The sequence below is a fragment of the Paenibacillus sp. JNUCC32 genome, assembly GCF_014863545.1.
GTDB classification, from domain to species: domain Bacteria; phylum Bacillota; class Bacilli; order Paenibacillales; family Paenibacillaceae; genus Paenibacillus_AQ; species Paenibacillus_AQ lautus_A.
Genome location: NZ_CP062260.1, coordinates 1,192,775 through 1,214,663 on the forward strand (window position 1 = coordinate 1,192,775; position 21,889 = coordinate 1,214,663).

24 protein-coding genes are annotated in these 21,889 nt (G+C 50.2%); 11 read left to right on the top strand and 13 right to left on the bottom strand.

Annotation, left to right across the window (positions count from 1 at the left end; all coding sequences use genetic code 11):
- Nucleotides 1-463: 463 nt before the first annotated feature.
- Together JNUCC32_RS05485 and JNUCC32_RS05490 are read left to right on the top strand one after the other, a co-directional pair.
- Nucleotides 464-769 carry a HesB/YadR/YfhF family protein gene (locus JNUCC32_RS05485; protein WP_009590696.1) on the top strand — a complete coding sequence of 102 codons (306 nt, stop codon included), beginning with the start codon at nt 464-466 and terminating at the stop codon, nt 767-769.
- Between the two features lie 45 nt (nt 770-814).
- Complete coding sequence (locus JNUCC32_RS05490; RefSeq protein WP_009590665.1) at nt 815-1,264, top strand: NUDIX domain-containing protein; 450 nt, start codon at nt 815-817, stop codon at nt 1,262-1,264.
- A gap of 133 nt (nt 1,265-1,397) precedes the next feature.
- Here JNUCC32_RS05490 and JNUCC32_RS05495 read toward each other — a convergent pair whose 3' ends face one another.
- Nucleotides 1,398-1,910: a hypothetical protein gene (locus JNUCC32_RS05495; protein ID WP_009590651.1), complete on the bottom strand. Its 513-nt coding sequence runs from the start codon at nt 1,908-1,910 to the stop codon at nt 1,398-1,400.
- Nucleotides 1,911-2,160: 250 nt separating this feature from the next.
- Here JNUCC32_RS05495 and JNUCC32_RS05500 point away from each other — a divergent pair, with 250 nt between their 5' ends.
- Nucleotides 2,161-3,906: an ABC transporter ATP-binding protein gene (locus JNUCC32_RS05500; RefSeq protein WP_036661601.1), complete on the top strand. Its 1,746-nt coding sequence runs from the start codon at nt 2,161-2,163 to the stop codon at nt 3,904-3,906.
- A gap of 79 nt (nt 3,907-3,985) precedes the next feature.
- Here JNUCC32_RS05500 and JNUCC32_RS05505 read toward each other — a convergent pair whose 3' ends face one another.
- From JNUCC32_RS05505 to JNUCC32_RS05535, 7 genes are all read right to left on the bottom strand, one after another.
- Nucleotides 3,986-5,278, bottom strand: a complete 1,293-nt coding sequence (locus JNUCC32_RS05505) for a DUF6080 domain-containing protein (RefSeq protein WP_192571312.1) — start codon at nt 5,276-5,278, stop codon at nt 3,986-3,988.
- Nucleotides 5,279-5,338: 60 nt separating this feature from the next.
- Nucleotides 5,339-5,659: an EamA family transporter gene (locus tag JNUCC32_RS05510; protein WP_192571313.1), complete on the bottom strand. Its 321-nt coding sequence runs from the start codon at nt 5,657-5,659 to the stop codon at nt 5,339-5,341.
- Nucleotides 5,649-5,990, bottom strand: a complete 342-nt coding sequence (locus JNUCC32_RS05515) for an EamA family transporter (RefSeq protein WP_145037666.1) — start codon at nt 5,988-5,990, stop codon at nt 5,649-5,651. Before JNUCC32_RS05515 ends, JNUCC32_RS05510 begins: the two co-directional genes overlap by 11 nt.
- The gene (locus JNUCC32_RS05520) at nt 5,978-6,610 is read right to left on the bottom strand and encodes an HAD family hydrolase (protein WP_192571314.1); all 633 of its coding nucleotides are present in this window, start codon (nt 6,608-6,610) and stop codon (nt 5,978-5,980) included. Before JNUCC32_RS05520 ends, JNUCC32_RS05515 begins: the two co-directional genes overlap by 13 nt.
- Before the next feature lie 29 nt (nt 6,611-6,639).
- On the bottom strand, nt 6,640-7,494 hold the full coding sequence (locus tag JNUCC32_RS05525) for a decaprenyl-phosphate phosphoribosyltransferase (RefSeq protein ID WP_249732810.1): 855 nt from the start codon (nt 7,492-7,494) through the stop codon (nt 6,640-6,642).
- 276 nt (nt 7,495-7,770) lie between these two features.
- Nucleotides 7,771-8,214 (bottom strand): DUF441 domain-containing protein, encoded by a 444-nt coding sequence (locus JNUCC32_RS05530; protein WP_015736251.1) that lies wholly within the window; start codon nt 8,212-8,214, stop codon nt 7,771-7,773.
- Between the two features lie 130 nt (nt 8,215-8,344).
- Nucleotides 8,345-9,322, bottom strand: coding sequence for a YpdA family putative bacillithiol disulfide reductase (locus JNUCC32_RS05535; RefSeq protein ID WP_192571315.1), 978 nt, complete (start codon nt 9,320-9,322; stop codon nt 8,345-8,347).
- A 219-nt stretch (nt 9,323-9,541) separates the two neighbouring features.
- Between JNUCC32_RS05535 and JNUCC32_RS05540 the strand changes: the two genes are divergently transcribed.
- On the top strand, nt 9,542-9,847 hold the full coding sequence (locus JNUCC32_RS05540) for a DUF2087 domain-containing protein (protein ID WP_096774458.1): 306 nt from the start codon (nt 9,542-9,544) through the stop codon (nt 9,845-9,847).
- An 87-nt stretch (nt 9,848-9,934) separates the two neighbouring features.
- Here the strand turns inward: JNUCC32_RS05540 and JNUCC32_RS05545 are convergent, their stop codons facing one another.
- From JNUCC32_RS05545 to JNUCC32_RS05560, 4 genes are all read right to left on the bottom strand, one after another.
- On the bottom strand, nt 9,935-10,561 hold the full coding sequence (locus JNUCC32_RS05545; RefSeq protein ID WP_009590690.1) for an FMN-dependent NADH-azoreductase: 627 nt from the start codon (nt 10,559-10,561) through the stop codon (nt 9,935-9,937).
- A gap of 78 nt (nt 10,562-10,639) precedes the next feature.
- The gene (locus JNUCC32_RS05550; protein ID WP_192571316.1) at nt 10,640-11,488 is read right to left on the bottom strand and encodes a DUF4097 family beta strand repeat-containing protein; all 849 of its coding nucleotides are present in this window, start codon (nt 11,486-11,488) and stop codon (nt 10,640-10,642) included.
- Nucleotides 11,485-12,045 carry a DUF1700 domain-containing protein gene (locus JNUCC32_RS05555; RefSeq protein WP_096774456.1) on the bottom strand — a complete coding sequence of 187 codons (561 nt, stop codon included), beginning with the start codon at nt 12,043-12,045 and terminating at the stop codon, nt 11,485-11,487. Before JNUCC32_RS05555 ends, JNUCC32_RS05550 begins: the two co-directional genes overlap by 4 nt.
- On the bottom strand, nt 12,038-12,367 hold the full coding sequence (locus JNUCC32_RS05560) for a PadR family transcriptional regulator (protein ID WP_009590638.1): 330 nt from the start codon (nt 12,365-12,367) through the stop codon (nt 12,038-12,040). Before JNUCC32_RS05560 ends, JNUCC32_RS05555 begins: the two co-directional genes overlap by 8 nt.
- 264 nt (nt 12,368-12,631) lie before the next feature.
- On the opposite strand from JNUCC32_RS05560, the gene JNUCC32_RS31680 reads away from it, so the two are divergent.
- Nucleotides 12,632-12,766, top strand: a complete 135-nt coding sequence (locus JNUCC32_RS31680) for a hypothetical protein (RefSeq protein WP_260871389.1) — start codon at nt 12,632-12,634, stop codon at nt 12,764-12,766.
- A 35-nt stretch (nt 12,767-12,801) separates the two neighbouring features.
- Here JNUCC32_RS31680 and JNUCC32_RS05565 read toward each other — a convergent pair whose 3' ends face one another.
- Complete coding sequence (locus tag JNUCC32_RS05565) at nt 12,802-13,041, bottom strand: hypothetical protein (protein ID WP_006211206.1); 240 nt, start codon at nt 13,039-13,041, stop codon at nt 12,802-12,804.
- A 364-nt stretch (nt 13,042-13,405) separates the two neighbouring features.
- Here JNUCC32_RS05565 and JNUCC32_RS05570 point away from each other — a divergent pair, with 364 nt between their 5' ends.
- The 6 genes from JNUCC32_RS05570 (at nt 13,406) to JNUCC32_RS05595 (ending at nt 21,851) form a co-directional block, all read left to right on the top strand.
- On the top strand, nt 13,406-13,717 hold the full coding sequence (locus JNUCC32_RS05570; protein WP_009590697.1) for a hypothetical protein: 312 nt from the start codon (nt 13,406-13,408) through the stop codon (nt 13,715-13,717).
- Between the two features lie 89 nt (nt 13,718-13,806).
- Entirely contained in the window at nt 13,807-17,790 is a 3,984-nt protein-coding gene (gene essC, locus JNUCC32_RS05575; protein WP_192571317.1) for a type VII secretion protein EssC, read from the top strand.
- Between the two features lie 16 nt (nt 17,791-17,806).
- Nucleotides 17,807-18,613, top strand: a complete 807-nt coding sequence (locus JNUCC32_RS05580; protein WP_015736243.1) for a hypothetical protein — start codon at nt 17,807-17,809, stop codon at nt 18,611-18,613.
- Nucleotides 18,614-18,640: 27 nt separating this feature from the next.
- A complete protein-coding gene (locus JNUCC32_RS05585) occupies nt 18,641-19,153 on the top strand; it encodes a WXG100 family type VII secretion target (RefSeq protein ID WP_015736242.1) in 513 nt (170 codons plus the stop codon).
- Between the two features lie 157 nt (nt 19,154-19,310).
- On the top strand, nt 19,311-19,586 hold the full coding sequence (locus tag JNUCC32_RS05590; RefSeq protein WP_006211202.1) for a WXG100 family type VII secretion target: 276 nt from the start codon (nt 19,311-19,313) through the stop codon (nt 19,584-19,586).
- A gap of 189 nt (nt 19,587-19,775) precedes the next feature.
- Nucleotides 19,776-21,851, top strand: a complete 2,076-nt coding sequence (locus JNUCC32_RS05595; protein ID WP_192571318.1) for a protein kinase family protein — start codon at nt 19,776-19,778, stop codon at nt 21,849-21,851.
- Nucleotides 21,852-21,889: the final 38 nt, after the last annotated feature.

Sequence of the window (21,889 nt, forward strand, 5' to 3'; positions counted from 1 at the left end):
TGACTTCCGCGCAAAGGTCAGCAGCTTCGTTCTAATTCATTCAGATAACGAACGAACGAGGCTTGATGATGATGAGACAGCACCAGCGGGGAGTCGATCCATATTGAATTGTAGGGAATGATGATCCAGATGATCTTTATCCATCGCAAACAATTTCAGCATGTCACTCACCCTTTCTTCGTCATTTTACATTTTATTCAAATCGATCTCGTATGGACTGAATTTTATCACCATGAACTGGAATGTGTCAAACTTATTTTTTCGGATCCCCGCGAGTCATTCTTATAGTGAAGGAAGGCCGGAACCTTATGTCACTATTTAATTATCAAAATGATTTGTATCCTAACGTGCGTATGCGTTATGATAATATTGCAGCTAAATATGGATACCGTCCCTATGATCTCCGGTCTGCCAAAAAGATAGGGATCAACATAAAATAACGTCTAAGGAGGGTGCACGACACATGCAAATTCAAGTCAGCGATCAGGCAGCACGTTGGTACAAGAAGGAGCTCGACCTTCAAGCCGGCACGTTCGTTCGCTTCTTTCCACGCTATAGCTCAGGCGGCGGGCTCCATCCCGGCTTTTCGCTCGGTATTTCGGTAGAAGAGCCAAGGGAAGCAGGACTGACGGAGCGTTCGGAAGAGGTAACTTTCTATATGGAAGAGCAGGATCTGTGGTATTTGAAAGGGTATACGCTACGCGTGAAATATGAGGAATCCTTGGATGACATTTCGTATATTTATGAAGAAGAGGGCGCAGTAAATTAACCTGATGAGAGACTGCGCGCCATCTAGGGAAAGGAGGTTCCCAAGATGAGCGTATATCACCGTGATATTCGCCAGTATATCGGCAAACGTTCGGTGGTCCGTGTGAAAGCGGCGGTGCTTGTGCTGAACGATAACGGAGAGATTCTTCTCCTGAAACGTCAGAACAGGGACGAGTGGGGACTCCCGATCGGAAACCTGAAGCCCGGCGAAGCTCTTGAAGACACAGCCTCCAGAGAGCTGTGGGAAGAGAGCGGCCTGACCGCGGACGATATGCGACTCTTGGACCTTGTATCAGGTCCGGAGTATATGAAGAAGCAGCTTGGTGGAGATGAGGTATATTATGTAATCGGCGTTTACGCGGCAACCGGTCTGCACAGCGCCATTCATTTGTCCCCGAATACGGAAGTATCTCTTAAATATTTTGATTTCCAGGCATTGCCCGCTATGGATGCGATCACGATCCGCTTGCTCGATAAGATAAAAAAGAAGAGCTGAGGCTCGTTCGTGGAGGCAGATGTGCATGCTTTAAATTCCCCGTACGGGGAATTTTTTTCGGTCAACATGAGGAGTCCCTGCCCCATTCAAACCGGGGCAGGGACTCCTTTTGCCTTGTGTATGCATGTACACCTTACGGCTGCCCGGATAACGGGACCTCCAGCGCAAAGTCAAAATCGTCGATATCATAGACCTGTACGGGAAGAGCGCTTTCAACGATGCGCTGAATCAACTCGTATTGATCGGTCAATATGGGAGCCTCCGCTTTTTGGGAAGCCAGCAGCAGCTCGGTCTCAATGGGATCGAAGGACTCTCCGTACGGTGCGGTGTCCATGGTGTTCATGACCGAGACCCGAGTGGTTTCGCTAACGGGAATGGTCGGGCTTTTGGACCAGGGAACCTGGAGGGCCCGCTCGATTTTCTTTTTGTTCAGCGGCTCTTCGAAATATGATATCAATTCGCCGATCTTTATTTTGACGTGCTGGTCATCAGCACTGCTATTCATGAGATGTTCCTCCGTGGTATGAAGCTCATATAATTCCAAAATCGTGGTGTATGGAATGATGTATTCGACGGGTTTGGGTGGTACTAACAGCTGACCGTAAATGGCCAGCATGACCGCCTCCGTCACGAAAATTCTGGTCATGACTAAATCCTCCTGCAGACATGATACATTTCATGAGTTTAGAACTAATAAAGCATTGAAGCTCTCAAATGTCAACTGCTCTTCGTCTGTCACAAGATGGATGTCCCTTGAGAAAAACCTCCATCGATGTACCTTTACAGAAGGCAGACAGCGTTTAGAAGGGCGTTTTTCTTGCGATTATCGAAGGGGTTCACCTTCGCAGAAAACTTTGTGCATTCTATAACCTGAAGAAAGGGGCTGTGATTCACCTTTGAAGTCATGGAAAATCTATTATCCGTTCGTTAAGCCGTATATGAAGTGGATCATTCTCACCCTCATCATCGGCATGATCAAATTCGCGATCCCGTTATTGCTGCCCATGATCATGAAATATGTCGTGGATGATCTGCTGATCAATCAGCAGATGAGCATCGAGCAGAAAATCCAGGATCTGATGTGGATTCTCGGGGGGACGCTGGTGCTGTTTGTCATCGTTCGCGGTCCGGTGGAATACCTGCGGCAGTATTTTGCGCAGTTCATTACGAGCCGTATTTTGTTTGATATGCGTAACCGGCTGTATGCGCATCTGCAGCGGTTGTCCCTCCGTTACTACCAGAATACCAAGGTCGGCGAGGCGATATCGCGTTTTATCAATGATGTGGAGCAATCGAAAAACCTGGTGGAAGTCGGCATGATGAACATCTGGCTGGATATGTTCACATTGCTGTTCGTATTAGTGGTCATGCTCTTCATGAATCCCGTTTTGACGCTGGTTGCCATCTCGATTCTGCCTCTCTACGGACTAGCGGTGAACTTACTCTATAAACGGCTTAAGCGCTTGACCAAAGACCGGTCGCAGGCTCTCGCGGGCATTCAGGCATACCTGCATGAGCGGATTCAAGGGATCTCGGTCATCCGAAGCTTTACCCTGGAGCGTTATGATCAGAAGAAATTCGAAGGCATCAACGGAAATTTCCTGAATAAAGCGATGGCCCAGACGCGCTGGAATGCATTGACTTTCTCGGTGATTAACACGCTGACCGATATTGCGCCTATTCTGGTTATCGGGTACGGGGGCTACCGGGTGATCCAGGGAGATCTGACATTAGGTACGTTTGTTGCCTTCTTCGGTTATCTCGACAGATTGTATGCGCCCCTTCGCCGCCTGATTAACTCTTCAACGGTGCTGACGCAGGCCTCAGCGTCGCTGGAGCGGGTCAAGGAGCTAATGGACGAGCCGTATGACATCGTGGACCGTCCGAATGCCAAAACGCTTAAGACCGCGGGACAGATCGAATTCGACCGTGTCTCCTTCAAATACAATGACGCTGCGGGATGGGTGCTTCAAGATATTAACCTGACCATTCGGCAGGGACAGACGATTGCGTTCGTCGGCATGAGCGGCGGCGGCAAATCGTCCCTGATCGGACTGATTCCGAGATTCTACGATGTGCAGCAGGGCGCGGTGAAGATTAACGGCCACGATGTCAGGGATTTGACGCTGGACAGCCTGCGCGGATCGGTGGGCATGGTCCTGCAGGACAACTTCCTGTTTAGCGGCACCGTCCGAGAAAATATTCTGTTCGGCAATCCGGAGGCGGATGAAGCCGCGATCGTCGCCGCTGCCCAAGCCGCCAATGCCCATGACTTCATTACCCAGCTGCCGCAAGGCTATGACACGGAAGTGGGCGAACGCGGCGTCAAGCTGTCGGGAGGTCAGAAGCAAAGGCTGGCGATCGCCCGCGTCTTTCTCAAGGATCCGGACATTCTGGTGCTGGATGAGGCGACTTCGGCGCTGGATTTGGAGTCCGAGCATCTGATCCAGCAGGCGCTTCAATCCCTATCCAATAACCGCACCACATTGATCGTCGCCCATCGTCTTTCGACCATAACGCACGCCGATCAAATCGTTGTGCTGGAGAATGGAAGAATTACGGAGCAGGGCACGCACGGCGAGCTGATGACTCTGGATGGAAGCTACGCCAGACTGTACAACGTGCAGCATTTGGAGACTTAATTACACGAAAGACCCGTCCTTCTTAGGCATGGTATTCGGCCATGCTTCAGGGGACGGGTCTTTTGATTTTTTTACAGTCTTATTTCTCGATATGTTTGAACACCGTATCATAGGTCGTCTGAATATAGTCCAGCGACTGACCGTGCAGCACGATATTGTTGACGAGCGTGATGAGCAGGAACAGAGCCATGATGCCGGTGAGGACTTGTTGAAGCCGGAGGCTCTTCGTCTTGGCAATGAACAGCGCAGCAAGCACGAACAGCGCAAACAGATAATGTCCTGCGTAGAGGTAGAGATCGTAAGCATATGTGGCCAAACCGAACCCCACGATGATGTGCAGCAGAATGGCGAACAGAATATAGATTGAAAATGCCCAGGTATCCCGGGAACGGATGCCCTTGATGAAGGACAGAACGGCTAGGAGCAGTACCCCGATCCCGACGATATGGACATGGATCGGATACGGTTTGGCCAGATCTGTCACGAACGCAGCGATTCCCGGATCGATCATGGCAAGCTCAGGCGACAGGATCGGGCTTACAAACAGCATGTAGAAGACCCGGGAATGATGCTCCCATGAAAAGGGCGAAACATAGCTGAGCGCACCATTCTGCACGCTTGAAAACACGTTCGCGATCCATGACTTACCGGAGAACAGCAAGTGCTGAAGCAGGGTGACGATCACCACCATTCCCAGAAAAATCAGCATAATGATGATAAACCTTTTGAACGTATCCATTCGGCGTCGATCGAACAGGCTGATCAGCAGCGCTCCAGCGAACGTTGCCACATTCGTGGACGTGATCCCGAAATTAATCAGGGCCAGGGAGGCATTCGGCATGACGGCATACCGGTCCTCCAACCGGCTGTAGTGCAAATAAGCGGCCGACAAAATGATCATGAATTGGGCATACGCGTATGAATCCGGAATGAATGCCGTGAACAGCGAATATGAGCTGATACCGAAGAAAGCCGCCGTTACGAAGGACAGCAGCCAGCCGGCTCCGCTTCGCCGAACGATGTAATAAACCAAAGCTGCACTAAAGGCGTTCAAGACGGATTGAATCAGAAGATAAGGGAGGTTGGAGCTCCCGATCATCGTTGTTAGCGGACTCGTCAGGAAATTAATGAACGGATGGATGATCGAAATATTTTCCGGTCCATATTCCATCGAAGGGTCGAAGTTAAATAGATTCAGCGTAAAGGGCGCACCGTAGAAGGGGCTGTGAGGCATCAATTCGGCTGCGTGATCCTTGATGTATGTCACGAAGGGAAGGTTCATGAATACATACCATAAGGCAAGGCAGACGCTTAGCCCGACCGCCGTGTAATTATCTTTTCTATTTCCAAATAAATAACTGAAAAAAGTCATGTTTTTCGTTCCACCAATCTATCCGTGATATGTATTGAGATTCGGCCTAGCGGCATTCGTTTACCAGATCAGCAGCAGCAATCCGGATATGATAAAGGCGACGCCGGCGATTTTTCGAATGCCGATGGTTTCCTTGAACACCAGTTTGGCAAACAGCAGCGCCCACAGGAACGTAAGGGCATTGGCCGGCATCACCAGCGTATACGGAAGTTTCCCCAGCAGGTAAATGTTTAACAAGGCTCCCAAACCGTAGCTAAGAAAACCGATCAGCAGCAGCTTGATTCGTCTACCCGCGGTATATCCTTTGAAGAATACGCTGCCCAGCGAGCCCAGCAAGGTCATTAGGAGCAGAAGCAAGTACAGCGGCACGTCACTTTTCATAGGAGGTTAATGTCACCCCGATTCCAAGCAGGGCCACGGCGGCCAGCTTTTTCAAGGTTAACGGCTCATCCAGAAAGAAATCCCCGTAAAACAAAGCCACGATATAGCTGATGCACATCAGGGGATAAGCAACGGACAGCTTCTCCAGGGAAAACGATTTGATCATGAGGATGGCTCCCAGGCCGTAACAGACAAATCCGATTCCCATATACACCAAATTGGCGTGTCCCCATTTCCAGAACAGCTGGCCGGTCGCCGTCAAAAAAGCCGATAAGACCATAAACAGCTTGCCTAGGTGGCGCGGGGCACTCTGCGCTTTTACTTGTTCCATGTTAATCCCTCGCATCCATGGGCGGACTTTTGATTGATCAAATATTTGTGCTTAACAAGCCGAAACATCGGCAGGTCGGATAAGGAATCGGAGTACGCGCAGGAAGAGTCGTAATCAATGGCCAGCCGCTGCTCGCTTAAGTATTGCTGAATCCGGTTCACTTTCTCCTCCCCCTTGCAGTTGTTTCCTTCAATCATCGACGTGAAACGCCCATCCCGAACGGATAATTTCGTGGCAATGACCGCGTCGACGCAGGGCAGCTCCGCAAAATATCTCATGTAAGCGTCGGGGGACGCGGTTACGAGCAGGACATGATAACCCTCGCTTTTTTTTAGCTGCATTTCCTTCAGCGCATCCGGGAAGATGGCAGGCTTCAATTCCGTTTCGTAAAAATGCTTCAGGTCGGCGTCATCCATATGGCGCATCGCATGAAAATAAGCGCTTTTTGCCTTTTCGGCTTCCAGGAGACGGAGCTTGTAGAGCACGGAATGCAGCACGACTTTCAGGATGACCGATGTCGTGGTTGGGTGTTTTCGTATGCCGTACTTCAAAAATCGAAACATGGAGTCCGTATGGATGACCGTTTTGTCGATGTCAAAAATAGCGAATTTCTGATTCATGAAATTTCCCTCAATTGCCGTTTTTTTAATTACTCAAAATAGATCAATATTCCGATAACGCTGATGACATAGAGGATCACGGTGACCAGGATGTGCGAGTCCTCCAGGAGCACCCGGTCCGGGGCACCGCCCTTTTTCTCGATATGAATCAGATAAAGATACCGAAACATCCCGTAGATGACGAGCGGAATGGTCCACATAAGATGAACGGTCCTGCCGGACGTAAAGGTAAAGAGCGAATAACTGATGATGGTTGCCGTTGTGACGATGCTGCTCATCTGGTCGAGCAGATCAAACGAGTATTGATCAAGCACCTTGCGGTGAGAGCCCTTGTCATGCTGCAGCAGATGAAGCTCATGCCGTCTCTTGCCGATCGCCAGGAAGAGCGATAGCAGCATGGTACATAAAAGGAACCAGGGCGTGAACGGGACGTGAATGACGAGCCCGCCTGCGATCGCGCGCAGCACAAACCCGGCCGCGATAATCATGATGTCGATGATGACAACATGTTTCAGCCGGAAGGAATAAGCTACGTTCATGGCAAAATAGAGCAGCAGTAATGCGGTAAACAGCGGATTGAGCAGATAAGAGACGGCCAGCGAAGCGATCAGCAGCAGTATGCCGAACACGACAGCCAGCTTAGGCGGGAGTGCTCCCGAGGCCATGGGCCGGTATTTCTTCACCGGATGGTTGCGATCAGCTTCGCGATCGGCATAATCGTTCACAATGTAGACGCAGCCCGAAACGAAGGACAGCAGGAAGAAACCGATCAGGGTTTCAACAAGCGACCCCGGATTTACCGTTTCAAACGAGAAGAGGGGGGCTGCAAATATTAACAAATTTTTGGTCCATTGCTTCGGCCTTAGCTGCCTGAAGAGCAGCATGGGAAGCTGCTTTAACGGGGCAGCGGCCGATTCGGTATTCGTTGAAGACAATTGTGTTACCTCCTGATACATCCTAATTCTTAGGGGATTACGGGAAAAGCCGTTAAAATACGATAGCTATCATACCATAAAATAGACTATATATGGTAACGGCCCGTCCGGCATGGTACTTAAATATAGAACAAATAAACCTCCCTTAAGGTTCATGAAACCGGCAGGGAGGTTTTTGGCCTTTATCCTATTTTCCTATATAAATAACAGTTGTTCCGTGAGACTTCACGATTTGCCGATAAGTAAGGACAGCAGGCCGGCGGCAATAAGCGGGCCGACGGGCACGCCGCGGAACAGGGCTACCCCGAGCACGGTGCCGACGAGCAGGCCGGCGACTACCGTAGGGTTGCTGCCCATCAGCGTGGCTCCGCGTCCGCCCAGATATGCGACAAGCATGCCGACGGCGATGGCCAGAAGCGACTTCCAATTCAGGAAGGATTCGCCGATCGTTTGGAGACTCATTTTGCCGCTCGCCAGCGGAGACATCACGCCGATGGTGAGAATTATGATGCCGAGGGTCAGCCCGTATTTCTCAAGCCATGGGAAGGCTTGCTGGAAGCCGGTGACGCGGATGAGCAGCAATGCCAGCATGGCTATGGTCACGGCGGAATTGCTGCTGATAATGCCCAGGCCCGCCATAGCCAGCAGAATGAGCGAGGTTACGTCCAATGGAGATCACTCCTTATGATTTAGATATCAGAAAGTATGAATTACCGATGAGCAAGCCTTCCTGATATCGCAATAAACATCAATTGCACGCGGGTTGTCTTCCCGGAATGTACGCTTTGGAAGACGTTGGTTACACCTTTGTGCCCAGATGCTCCGCGATCAATCGGCCGTGCAGCCTGCCGGTTTCAATGAACACCTCATTGGCATTGCGGCCGGACGCAATTACGCCGGCGACGTACAGTCCCGGAACATTGGTCTCCATCGTATCCGGATTATAGAGAGGTTTCTCCATATCTTCGTCGAGCTGAACGCCGGAAGAGGCGAGCAGTTTGCGATCAGGACGGAACCCGGTCAATGCCAATACAAAGTCGTTTTCGATGATCGATTCCTGTCCCTGATTCGAAAGCACCGTAATGGAGGACTCCGCGATTTGAACGACGCGGGAGTTCAGATGAAGCTGGATATGCCCTTTTTGAACCATGCTGTCGAACAGGGGCCGAACCCAAGGTTTGATGTTCTGCGAGACTTCCTCGCCCCGATAGACCATCGTAACCTCGGCCCCGACACGGATTAGCTCCATGGCCGCATCCACCGCGGAATTGCTGCCGCCGATGATCGCCGTTTTCATGCCGGCATAAGGATGGGCTTCCCGGAAATAATGGGTTACTTTCTCCAAGTCTTCACCAGGAATGCCAATATAATTCGGATGATCAAAATAACCCGTAGCAATGACTACGTGTTTGGCTTGTCGAAGGGTCTCTTCACCGCCGCGTCGCCGCGTCTTTACCTGAAAGCCGCCGTCAGGCTGCTTGGCAATGGTGAGGGCTTCTTCGTATGGGGAAATATTCAGGTTAAAATGTTTGGCGACCCGGCGATAATAGGCCAGCGCCTCGTGCCGGTACGGTTTGTCATTCGATATGGCGAACGGAACTTCTCCGATTTCAAGCATTTCAGCCGTACTGAAAAACTGCATATGGGTCGGATAGAGATAAATGGAATGGACTACGTTGTGTTTATCAATGATCTCGCAGCTGAGGCCCTGGCGGCCGCACTCAATGGCAGCTGCTAGACCGCATGGGCCTGCGCCGATAATTAAGACGTCGAGCATGATGAACCTCCTTATGTATTAACCTTACGCTATCTATCAGCATTATAATCCTACAGCAATTATCGCGATAAATCCAGAATGCAGGCGATCGCACTCCCGTCCGAGCGGGCCTAAATGCAGAAAGAGATTGACAAACAATTGTAATTTAATTAATATCTAATTAGATAAACATTAAATTAGAGATTCGTTAAATTGTTTGTCGAAAAGGAGGAGTCCAGCATGGAACAGACTGCCCGAGAAGCCTACAAAGCATCCGTTCTTCGCAGTTTTATTGCTAAGGACGGATCCTTGCGGTCCATCCCGGCACAGTATAAAAAGAAGCTTGTCATCATGGAATTTTTGGTGGAGCAGTTGGAGGCGGGGAGGGAATATCCGGAAAAGGACATCAATGCGTTTATCAAGCGCTTTCACGAGGATTATGCGACGATTCGGCGAGAATTTATCAATCATCGATTTATGAGCCGGGATCAGGAAATCTATATTCTTAACCCGCGCGAGGAATGGACGCAGTGGGATGCGCTCTAAACGAAAGCAAAAAAGCTGCCTTCACTGATTGGGTCAGTGAAGGCAGCTTTTGCGAAGTGCTATATGAATGAATACGTATAAGTTCAATTAAAATCCGGCAGCGGCCTTTTTAACAAGCTCAAGACCGTTCTGAACGATCATTTCCGCTTCGTCAGGGAACTGGTTGTGACCTTCGATTATGAGGGTTTCGATATCCTGCACGCCCCATTGACGAAGATTGCCCATAACGAAGTTGACAGCCATCTCTGCTGCAGCCATAGGACCTTCGGAATAGTTGCCGCCGCGTGCATTCAGGATGACGACTTTTTTGCCGGTCACGAGACCTACCACGCCTTGCGGTGTATATTTAAACGTTTTGCCTGCTTGGTTCAGGTAATCGATATAGGTATGAAGAACGGCAGGGACGGTCATGTTCCACAATGGGAAAGCCAGCACGATTTTGTCTGCGGCAAGGAATTGGTCAAGATATTTGCTGACATTGGCAGCAGCCGCTTGCTCTTCAGGAGTAGCTTCCAAACCCTTGGCAGCTTTGAACATACCGTTGATGGCTGTTCCGTCGTAATATGGAAGATTCTCTGCGAACAGATCAAGCTCCGTGATTTGATCTTCCGGATGGCTTGCTTTGAAGGATTCCAGAAACTCATGGTACATTTTTACGCTGACCGATTGCTCGATCGCTCTGTTGTTAGCTTTGATGAATAGTACATTCGACATGTATGAAGACTCTCCTTGTTGTATAGTTTACTTTATAAATTATAGTATATTTCATTTCTATCGTTTGTCAACAATGCCTCAGTGTACGATATCGATATTACCGGAGTAGGTTTCCACTTGGATGGTATCGGTTGTTTCCTTCAATGACTCCGGCGCCGATATCGATCCGGTGAGCGACTTAAGGTCATAGAAACCGCGGAATGAAGGGTCAGGCTGCACTTTCACGTTGCCCGATCTGCACAGGATATTCACCGACGAAACGCCGAGCAATCCTACGTTTACATTGCCGGAAGTGACCTCGATGTCCACGGGGCCTTCCATATCTTTCAATTCGACGTCTCCTGAATGATTGACGAGTTGAGCGGAGGCCTGAATGTCGGAGCCGCGAATACTGCCCGAAATGTTCTCTACGTTCAACTGGTCAGCTACGATTCCGTTCATGTTGATATTGCCTGACTTTACGGAAATGGCAATCGACTTGGACGAAGCTCCGCTTACCTGGATGTTATCGGATAACGTTGATAAATCGAGCTCCTCGAGTTTCGTGCTTGAAGGAAGGACAATGGTTATTTTCCCTTTCGGCGAATGAAAGTCCACGCTCATAAACTGAAACGAATCAGCCGTAGTCAGATCCAAATCGATTTCTTGACCTGCAGGCTTAAAAGCTTCAAGGATATCGACATGATCCGGCTTTAATTTGCCGTCAAAAGCGATATACCCGTTATCATCGCCGCTGTCCTCAAAAGCGAAACTGACATTCATATTGCTGGTGATTGTTAAATTCTTCAAATTCACGGCATCCTGCAGATCCCATCGGTTCTGGTAGCTGACCAGTTCTTCCCCGAATTTAAACTTGTTCGCAGCCATGCCGATGATTCCTACCAATATAAGTGCGATTGCTAAGCTGAACAACCATTTTCTGTTCACTGTGCGTCACGACCCTTCAACAAACGTGTATTCCATCTGGAGTACCTCAAGGTTAACGATAACAATCCAACCATGGCCGAGCGTGTGGCATATCCGAGGAAGATGCCGATTCCGATCAAGGAGATCGATAAGAATAATTTAGCCGGATAAAACGTTCCATTCAGGATGTAATCGAGCAGAACGAGCACCGGGCTCAGCAAGGTTGCCAGGGCTCCCAGAGCGATGGCGACGCCACCGGACCATAATGCCGCAAGGAACGGGACGGTCACTAATGCACAGAAGAACAAACCGGTTCCCACCGCATATTTGCCTATGGCAAACGGTCTTCTGACCGCCGAGGGAGCAGGCATTTCCATATCCACGTACCGGTCGCCTAAAGCTTCCTTCGCCATCTCAAAAGGGTCTCCCAACTCCCGGGCAATCTCCTCTTCGGAACGCCCATTCTGCATGCCGATGACAAAATGGGACTCTACATCCTGAATGAATTCCCGGCGTTCCCCCGGAGGAAGCGCGGCAAGGCGAGATTCCAAAATCGAAATAAACTGTTTTTTAGTCATACAAATTCCCTTCCTCTATCAAATTGGTCACGTTGCTTACAAATGCTTGCCATTCCTTCACCATAGATCGCATATAAATCACTCCGCTGTCCGTCAGCTTATAATATTTACGGGGGGGGCCCTCGCTCGATTCCTGGAGGTAGGTGGTGCAGTAGCCTTCATTAACAAGCCTGCGAAGGAGAGGGTACAGGGCGCCTTCGGCTACCTCGATATGCCGGGAGACGGCTTGAGCCAGCTCGTAGCCATATTGGTCCTTGCGATGGATCAGCACAAGCACGCAGAGTTCAAGAACGCCTTTTTTGAATTGAATACTGACATTCATACGGCGATACCTCCTTTCGTAAATTCATGTTCATGCTGTTATCACGAGGTAGTAATTAATATTCAGTAGTGATCTACAATAAGATATCACTTAGTACTGAATAATGCAAGGTACTGATCATAAAATGGGTTAGCATCAAAAAACGTCGAACGAGAAGCTTTGTATAAGGGCGGAAGTCTCGTTTAATCTTGAAAAGGCACGGTTAATAGAAGTTATCAGAACATAGGGTCGTTTTTCCAAGACAAGAATGGAGGGATGAACAGTATGTCCATCGATCGGTTTATATTAAAAAAGCTGAGTAATTGCCAGGAGATCACAACGCGGAGAAATCTCGTGAAATTGTTCCAGATCCGAATTCAGCGGGCGCAGATAGCCGAGGATCGTTATTACGGGTTATAATGGAGACAAACAAAAAAAGGGCTACCCCTCTTTTATTAAAAGAGAGATAGCGCAAGAGAGTCGTTTTCGCTTTTGCTGTGTAGAATTGCCTCGGATCCCTCGATTTCAATGCTGATGAGGGAGTTGAGGCATTTTTGCAGCGCCTTTTTGCCGGTTTGGATTTTATGGTCAAGCGCGCTGGTTAGCAGTTTCAATACCTTTTGAACCGGCTGCTTGCTATCCGTAGTAAAATAAACGGGAACCGGCTTGTTTTGGAACATGATCAGTGTTTTCATATCAATCACCTCACGAAAGTTTTTTCATGATATTTGCATTATAAATTGCCAATCTTAAAATAACCTTAAATTCATAGAATTAATCAGCATCATTTTTATGAGCGTGACATTTTTGTGAACGACGGGATTTTACCGTCGAAAAACCCGGATTTCCCCTATAATGAATACACAAATAGTTCCTCGGAACCAACAAATCCGCATCGAAAATAGGAAATAGGAAATATGACACAAATTGACAGAACAGACCCTGGAATGATATAGTTACAATAATGTAACTATTTTTTGCAACTATTGAAATAGGTGATTGGGCTTTCAATATGGAATAAACATAGGATTACCATTTTGAGGAAGGCAGGTTGACCAGATGATACTCACCGTGATCAGCGGTCGAAACGAAGATGATTGGTTTGATATCGACGTACCCGATGAATGCTCCATTGAACGGTTGAACGAGCTGCTGGGATTACGTCTTTTTCGCGAACCCTCGAGTGAAGGGATTCAATATATATTAGAAGCGAAATTCCCGGAAGGCTTGTGGTTTACGGTAGGCGGCCACTCTAACCTGGTTGAAGCGGGATTGAGGGAAGGCTCCTACGTTCGGTTGCAGCGCGCATTCTCGACAACCACCGATGAAGCTCCTGTCTATGGCAGAAGATCGTTGTTTCAAGAGAGTTGAAAATGGGTAAGTAACCCATTGGTTTTAACTGAAACAGCCAAATACATAATTGTACATTTCAGATGCTTTGGATTAGGAGGAAGTGACATATGAACGTGTTGTACCAACGTTCGCCGCGCATTAGACCGGCTTTACCGAATGAAGACTTGGAAATTCTGAGACCACCGTCCGAGCCAAGCAAGCCGTCGTTTTCCATGATTGCCATCATTATCCCGATTATTATGACGGCGGCGACGATCGGTTTCTATGTCTATATGAACGTAAGCGGTAAGATGGGGAATCCCAATTACATGATGTTCCAGATGCTCTCCATCTTTATGATGCTGACATCCTACACGCTGCCGTTCTTCATGTATTTAAGCAACAAGAAGACCTATCAGAAGAACCTGGCCGAACGGAATCAGAAGTACCGGGCTCAGCTTGACGTGCATCGGGAAGAACTGAAGGAGCGGCAGGAGGATCAGGTCCATATTCTGTTTGACATCCATGGGGATCCGGACGTCTGTTACAACGTTGTGAAGAACCGGAGCAGCAGTTTATGGGAACGTTCCCCGGAAGATAAGGATTTTCTGGAGATTTGCGTGGGCAAGGGGGAAGTGCCGTTTCACATTAACGTGAAGCCTCCCCGTGCGGACGGGTATGATAAGGACCCGTTAATCGAAGCGGCCGAATTGCTGTCATCCGAGTTCCAGACGGTCGACGATGCCTCGATTGCACTGCCGTTATTCGAATCCAAGGTCATCGGGATCGTCGGCGGAAGAGAACGCGTATTAAACATGCTTCGCGTCATGATGGCCCAAACCGCCGTCAGGCACTCGCCTGACGAAGTGAAAATCGCCGCCTTCTACGAGGAGAGGGAAGCAAGCGAATGGCAGTGGCTGCGCTGGCTGCCCCATACGTGGGATGATGACCGTTCCAGCCGCTATCTTGCAGATCGACGGAGCAATGCGCATCAGCTTGCTGATGAAATATTTACCCATTTATACCGGCGTAAAAACAATCGCTCCGAACATGGAAAAAAATCGATTGAGACGCCGGCTTACGTCGTGATCCTATCCGCAGCCCAATTGATTGAGGAAGAACCTCTGCTGCCTCTGTTGATGGAAGATGCCGATGCGGCTGACGCCGTCACCATCATTCTATCCGACCGGAAAGAAAGCTTGCCGATGCACTGCCAGCTTATCGTCGAAGTCGATCGGGAGCAGGCGGCGTACACGATCAAGAAACCGGACGGCACCGTTTCCAAGCAATCCTTCCAATCCCATCACATCAGCAGGGAACAGATCGAAGCATTGGCCCGGTATATGGCGCCGATTCGGCTGAAGCGGTCTTCTGCATCCGATATTCCTAGCGTTTTGGCACTATTCGAGATGATGGATATTCAGAAAATCGACGATTTGGATGTATATAAACGCTGGCAGCAGAACCGATATCCGGATTCATTGCCCGTTCCCATGGGTGTGCGAGCGGGCGGAAAGAAGATTAATTTGAATCTTCATGATAAAATAGAGCGTCAAGGTCATGGACCGCATGGCCTGATCGCGGGAACGACCGGTTCCGGGAAAAGCGAGGTTATCCAATCCATCGTTGCTTCCCTGGCATCGGAGTTTCACCCTCATGATCTGGCATTCATGCTAATCGACTATAAGGGCGGCGGCATGTCCAATACGTTTGTGAACCTTCCGCACGTCGTGGGCACCATAACGAATTTGGACAACAATCTGATCGAGCGGGCGAAGGTGTCGCTCAAAGCCGAGTTGGTCCGCCGCCAGAAAATATTGAACGATGCGGGAAATCTGCAGCACATTGACGAGTATTACAAGCTGCTGCGCAATCGCCATGGCGAGCCGCTCCCGCATCTCGTCATTATCATTGATGAATTTGCACAGCTGAAGAAAGACCAGCCTGAATTTATGGATGAACTGATCAGCATCGCCGCAATCGGGCGAACGCTGGGTGTCCATCTGATCTTGGCGACGCAGAAGCCGGCCGGCGTCGTGGACGATAAAATTTGGAGTAATTCTCGCTTCCGCATCTGTCTTCGGGTACAAAGCGAGGGCGACAGCCGCGACATGCTGAAGATTCCGAATGCAGCCTGGATCAACAAGCCCGGACGAGGCTACTTCCAGGTGGGCAGCGATGAAGTGTTTGAAGAAATGCAGTTTGCTTGGAGCGGCGCTCCTTACGTTGAAGAGAAGGATACGCCAGGCGCCGTCTCGATCCGAGAGGTCCGGATCAACGGGAAGACGGAACCGCTGCTTGCGTCGACTCCATCCCTGGGAGCGCATCTGGAAGTGCCCAAACAGCTGCAGGTGTTTATTGACCATGTAGCGGAAGTGGCCGAAGCGCAAGGGATCGAACGGCTGCAGGGGCCTTGGCTTCCGCCGCTTCCGGAGAGCCTGGATTTGGAGACAGTGCAATCCAGCATTGAACAGCCGGCTGCGTTCGGCGATTCGGCACTCGTGTCCTATGTCGGAATGGTTGACGATTTGCCAAACCAATGCCAGAAGCCGCTGGTGCTCAATCTGGAGCAAGGCCACTGGGCCGTATACGGGATGCCAGGACTCGGAAAGACGACCTTTATTCAAACGATGCTCATGTCGTTGGCAAGTCGATATACCCCGGACTTTTGGCATGGATATATCGTGGATATGGGCCGAATGATGCGGGACTTTGCAGGACTGCCGCATATCGGGGGAGTCATGACGGCAGAGGAAGATGACCGGATCAAGCGCCTGTTCCGTTTTCTTGCGAAAACGGCCGCTGTACGCAAAGACATGATCGCCGAGGCTGGCGTGAAGACCGTTGCGTCCTACCGCCGTGGCAGCACGGAGACGGTTCCACAGCTGGTCGTGGTTATCGACGGTTATCTGAACTTTAGGAATTCCTATCCGGACGAGAATGATATGCTGGAATACCTGCTGCGGGAAGGCGGCAGTCTGGGCATCACGTTTATCATCACGGCGAACCGGATTTCGGATATGTTCGAGAAGGTGCGGAGCAATATCTCGCAAGCGGTATCGTACGAGCTTGCCGATCCGGCCGACTATTATTACGCGGTGGGTCGTCCCACGAGAGCCCCGAGCCAGCTTCCGCCAGGAAGAGGGCTGGTCAAAGGCCAGGTGCCTCCGCTTGAATTCCAGACGGCACTTCCGGCTTCCGGCCAGGAGGAGGGGGACCGTTCGGCAGCCCTTCGCGACAGGATTCGGGTACACCATGAATCATGGCATGGCGAGGAAGCCCCGCGGATCGAATCGCTGCCGGACAAGATTCCGCTCCATCAGCTGCTTAAGGTGCAAAAGCCTTATGAAGCGGCCGCAACGGTGAAGTATCAGGTGCCCGTCGGGGTGGCTACGGATGATCTGACTCCTTTTGCGATCAATCTGGAGGATGGGCCGCATTTTATCGTGGCCAGTCCAATGGAAGGCGGCAAGACGTCATTCCTTCTTAGCTGGATGCTATCGCTCGCATATCATACTTCTCCGGATGAGCTGGAGATCTATACGGTGGATACGCGCTATGGAAGCAGCGGCCTGAGCCGGATGAACCATCTCCCGCATGTCCGCGGCCACGCGGAGAATGAGGAAGATCTGGGGCCGCTTATTACGAGCCTTTATGAGCGGGTACAGACCCGGTCGAAGGAGAGCGAGGACCCGGCCATCCTGCTCATGATTGATGACGCCGACGTTCTCAGCAAGCAGCTTTCGGATTTCACCTTGAAGGACCAGCTGTCGGCCATCGTCAGACAGGGAAGGGACCGCAGGGTTCATGTCGTCATTGCCGGCGTGCCGGCGGATTTCCCGACGTATGGCGTCGACTGGTTTACCGATATCAAAGCTGCTCAAAACGGATTTTTATTCGGAACCTTGGATTCCAACGATTTATCGTTCTTCCGGATTCCTTTTTCCGAATCTTCTAATAGTCCTGGAGGACTAAAAATACTTCCGCCGGGACAGGGGTACTACGTAAAACGTAAATTTTCCAGAATAAAAGGCGCAGTTCCGTTCGATGAGGAATGGAACGCCCAAAGATGGGTCACAGAAATTCGCGACCGATGGCATGTTGTAGTTTGAGGGGAGGTGGCTCATAATGTTGACAATTCATGCTTCCAAACAAGAAACGATCACGCTGAATGACAAGGAATTTTTCTTCTTGGCTGGAATTATCGGATCGGACCGATTACTTGGTGTTGAAGATCCTTTTGTAGGATATTTAACGGAAGAAATCGCGGTTGAGTGGGAGAAAACCAAACAATCGCTCCTAAGCAAGCAATATTTGATTCAAGAGGAAGGCGGGGAATTGTCGATCCCACCCGAAGTCTTCTCACGAGTGGCTATTGCCGGTCTTGCGGAACGTGCGTGCTGGTTGAAATATGAAAATCAGGATTCGGCGTTTGAAGGATATTTGCATGTTACTGACGAACGGGTAATACAAGTATGCAGAAGCGATGAAGACAACCGGTGTTACATGCTTAGCGAACTCGGTACCATCGAACAAACCTGCGATCAACTGGTGCAGGATCTGGCCCTCAGCGACCAAAACTGGGGAGATATTCCGGCATTGTTGCTTAGCCGGAAGGAATTCGGCGATATCTATACCTCGGTTACCGAGCATAATTGCGACGATATCGGCGATCGGTTGGCCAGATTGACGGACGATGCGGAAGGTTCAATCGCTTTGGCGAAATGCATGAAGAACAAGGTATCTTCGGGGGAACTCCAGCTGTCGATTTGGAACGGAATCAGCTGGGAAAGTCAAAATGCAGCATTTATAGTGAACGAGTCCATGAATTGGCTGCTGCGTATGAGCCTGGAGGGAGACCAGGACTGGCTAACCGCAGCGCCAGCGACCAAAGAGCAGTTTCGTCATATGTTACTCATGTGGCTGAAACAGTAACAGAGCCTGTATGAAAGGTGAGGACCAATGCGTATTTCTGTCGAGCCGGAGTCTCTCCGGACGTTAAGCCGTCAGCTGCAGCATAGTGGCGATGAATATTTAGCGATAACGAGAACGCTCAACCAAGCCATGGAATCCCTTGTTTGGGAGACGTCTCTCAAAGCGGCGGTTATTGATGAATGGCAGTCTGCCCGGAGTCTTGGAGAGCATCTGGGAGCTCTTCTTGCTCAGCTGGGCAAGCATCTTCAAAGCAAAGCCGATCAATTTCAAGAAACGGATCATCAATACCATACGATTTTGGAGCATGCTATCGTAAGCACCGTATCACCGACGGCTCTGTTCGCCGCTTCCGGGATGGATGGGCGCTCGTCCATACTTCCGGAATATGGTAACTCCGGCACGGTTATATCGAACCCGAGTTCGGCAGCCGCAGCCGTGGGCATGACCAGCGGAGACAACGGGGGAGCGGCTAAACAGGCCGCATTAGCCGGGCAGAGCTGGACCTTTACCGATCCGTCTTCGTTTGGGATTGCCAACTAAATCCCTATTCCATTTGGGAAATTCGGGATGGAAAATGTTTCAAATTGGGACGTATAGGGTAACTCGAAATTAGGTCTGAGGACATTTTGATAAACCGAGTCTTCTGGGCTAAGATGTCAAGTGTCACCAGAAAACGAATTTCAAGGAGGTTACATAAATGGCAGGACGTATTTTAATTACGCCAGAACAAGTGGAGCAAGTAGCGAACCAATTTAAACAGAGCGGTGATCAAAGTCAGCAAATCGTTAACAGCCTGACGCAATCGATCAACGGAATGGAAGGTCAATGGGATGGTATGACGAAGCAGCGCTTCTTCCAGGAATTCCAGGAAGCAAGCCGCTTGATGAACTCCTTCGTACAAACGCTTGACAGCATCAGCAATGAGCTGAAGGCGATCGCTCAGAAATTCCGTATGGCTGACGAATCCCGTTAATATCATTCGGAGACTTTTGCTTTCTGATGCATTATAATAGTTTAATAGGCAAAATAAACCGGGTGGTAGGCAACCCGGTTTTCTTGCAATTTTGGATATTTAGAATGTAGTTAATCGTGAATCAATCGCGGTTCAATCGGTTAATAGAGTTATATAGCAAGGTAATGGAGTTAAGAGAGGGTGAAGTTCATGACATTTCAGCCAAACCCGGGCGATGGGATCGTTGTTAATGGAACGGCTTATACGGTAGGACAGCATCCGGCGGCACCTGGCGTAGCTTATGCCCAGGCTGGGAGGCAAGGGATCGTCTACCAGCTGATCCCCGTGAATGGGGAGCTGCATGAAGCCAAAGCACTTAAAGTGTTTTTTCCTAAGTTCAGAATTCCGGCTATGGTTTATCAATCCGAGCATATGGGGAATTATCGCGAGATACCGGGTTTGCAGGTAAGCAGTCGAGAGGTGCTCACTCCCGAAAGAAACGGAGATTTGATAGCGGAATATCCGGATTTGCTCTACGCGGTCATCATGCCATGGATTCATGGATGTACTTGGTTTGACGTTATAAGCGATCAGCGTAATCTGGGACGTTCCGAAAGCCTGATGCTGGCCAAGGCTTTGGCAGCCATCGGCTCAAGCATGGAGCAGCGTGGATTGGCGCATTGCGATCTGTCTGCGCCCAATGTCATGCTTCCGTTTTTTTCGGAAGTGAAGCTGCCGGAAGGTGCTGCCGCCGTGGAGCTTGTCGATGTGGAGCAGATGTACAGTCCAAAAATGGACCGTCCCGACGTTTTGCTCGCCGGCTCGCCGGGATATGCGGCGCATCGAACGGTGCACAGCGGTTTATGGAGTGCGTATGCCGATCGTTTTGCAGGGGCCGTCATCATTGCCGAGATGCTGGGGTGGAGCGATCCGGCTATCGTGAATCGGGCATGGGGCGAAAGCTATTTTGATCAGCATGAAATGCAGACTCCGTGCGAACGTTATTTTTTGCTTAAAAAATCGCTGGGTCAGCGTTGGGGCACACGGATCTCGGATCTGTTCGGCAGAGCTTGGGACAGTCAGGATTTGAGCAGCTGCCCTACCTTTGGCGAGTGGCTCATCGCTTTATCCTCGGTAAGTGAGGAAGAAGTGGTGGAAGAAGCTCCGGCTGCCGCCGCCACTGCCGCTGCGGCTGCCCAGGAGGACGATTCGGATGAATCCGGATCTGAACGTTCCCGGGAGGTGCCTGCTGACATCATGGCATCGCTTGGAATCGAGCCGGGCACGCGAGAGGTTAACGACAATGTAGTAGGACGCTTGTTTCATCAGGCGCGCGATTTGGAGAAGGCAGGCAATCTTTCCGGAGCATTGGAGATATTCCGTTCGGCGTATCACTTCGTAAAGAAGGACAGTCCGCTTGAAGTGGAGCTTGCGGCCGCCATACAGGGGCTGGAGGAACAACTGCGTCCCGCTGAAGAATCATCCAACAAAGGCATTAAAGCTTTGTTGTCATCCCGCAAATTCATGCTTTCTACCGCTGCGGCCATCGTGATCTTAGCGGGCTCCGCGATTACGGTGAATCAGATATTGGCTGAGAAGGCCGAGAGCCGCCAGATGGATGCCCAGCGTTTAGCGGAGCAGCAGGCCCAGGAGAAAGAAGAGGCTGCGCGCAAGCAGGAGGAAGAAGCGCGGAAGCAGCAGGAGGAGGCTGCAAAGAAGGAAGCGGAGGCCAAAAAAGCCGAAGAGGAACGCCTGAAGGCGGAAGAGGCGAAGAAGGCCGAGGAAGCCGAGTTGGCGCGCAAGGAGCAGGAGAAATCCGAGCTTCAGGCAAAGTATGAGAAGCAGGCGAAGTATGAAGCTTATCTGGCATCGCTTGAGGAGAAAAAGAAGAAGCAGGCGCTCCAGGAGAAATATGATAATCAGGCAAAATACGAGGCGTATTTAGCCCAGCTGGAAGAGAAGAAGAAAAAGCAGGCTCAGGAAGAGGCAGCGGCCAAGGCGGAGGCGGAACGACAGGCTCGAGCGCGGGCCGCCCAGCAAGCGCAAGCCGCCCAGCTTCAGAAGCAGCGGTCCCAAAACGTTGTCGAACTGGTTGCCTTGTATAACAAGGCGTATAATGCGCAGGTGGCCGGCAACAAGGACCGCGCGAAGAATGCCGCCCGTGAATTCATAGCGCTATATAACAAGGACAAATCCTATTACAAGACGGTTGGCAAAATGAGCAGCCGCCTTAACAATCTGCAGCAATTCATCAGTGACGACAGCCACTGGATACCTAAACTGTAAAGAAGTAAACATGACAAATTGCAGGGGTGAATGTTATT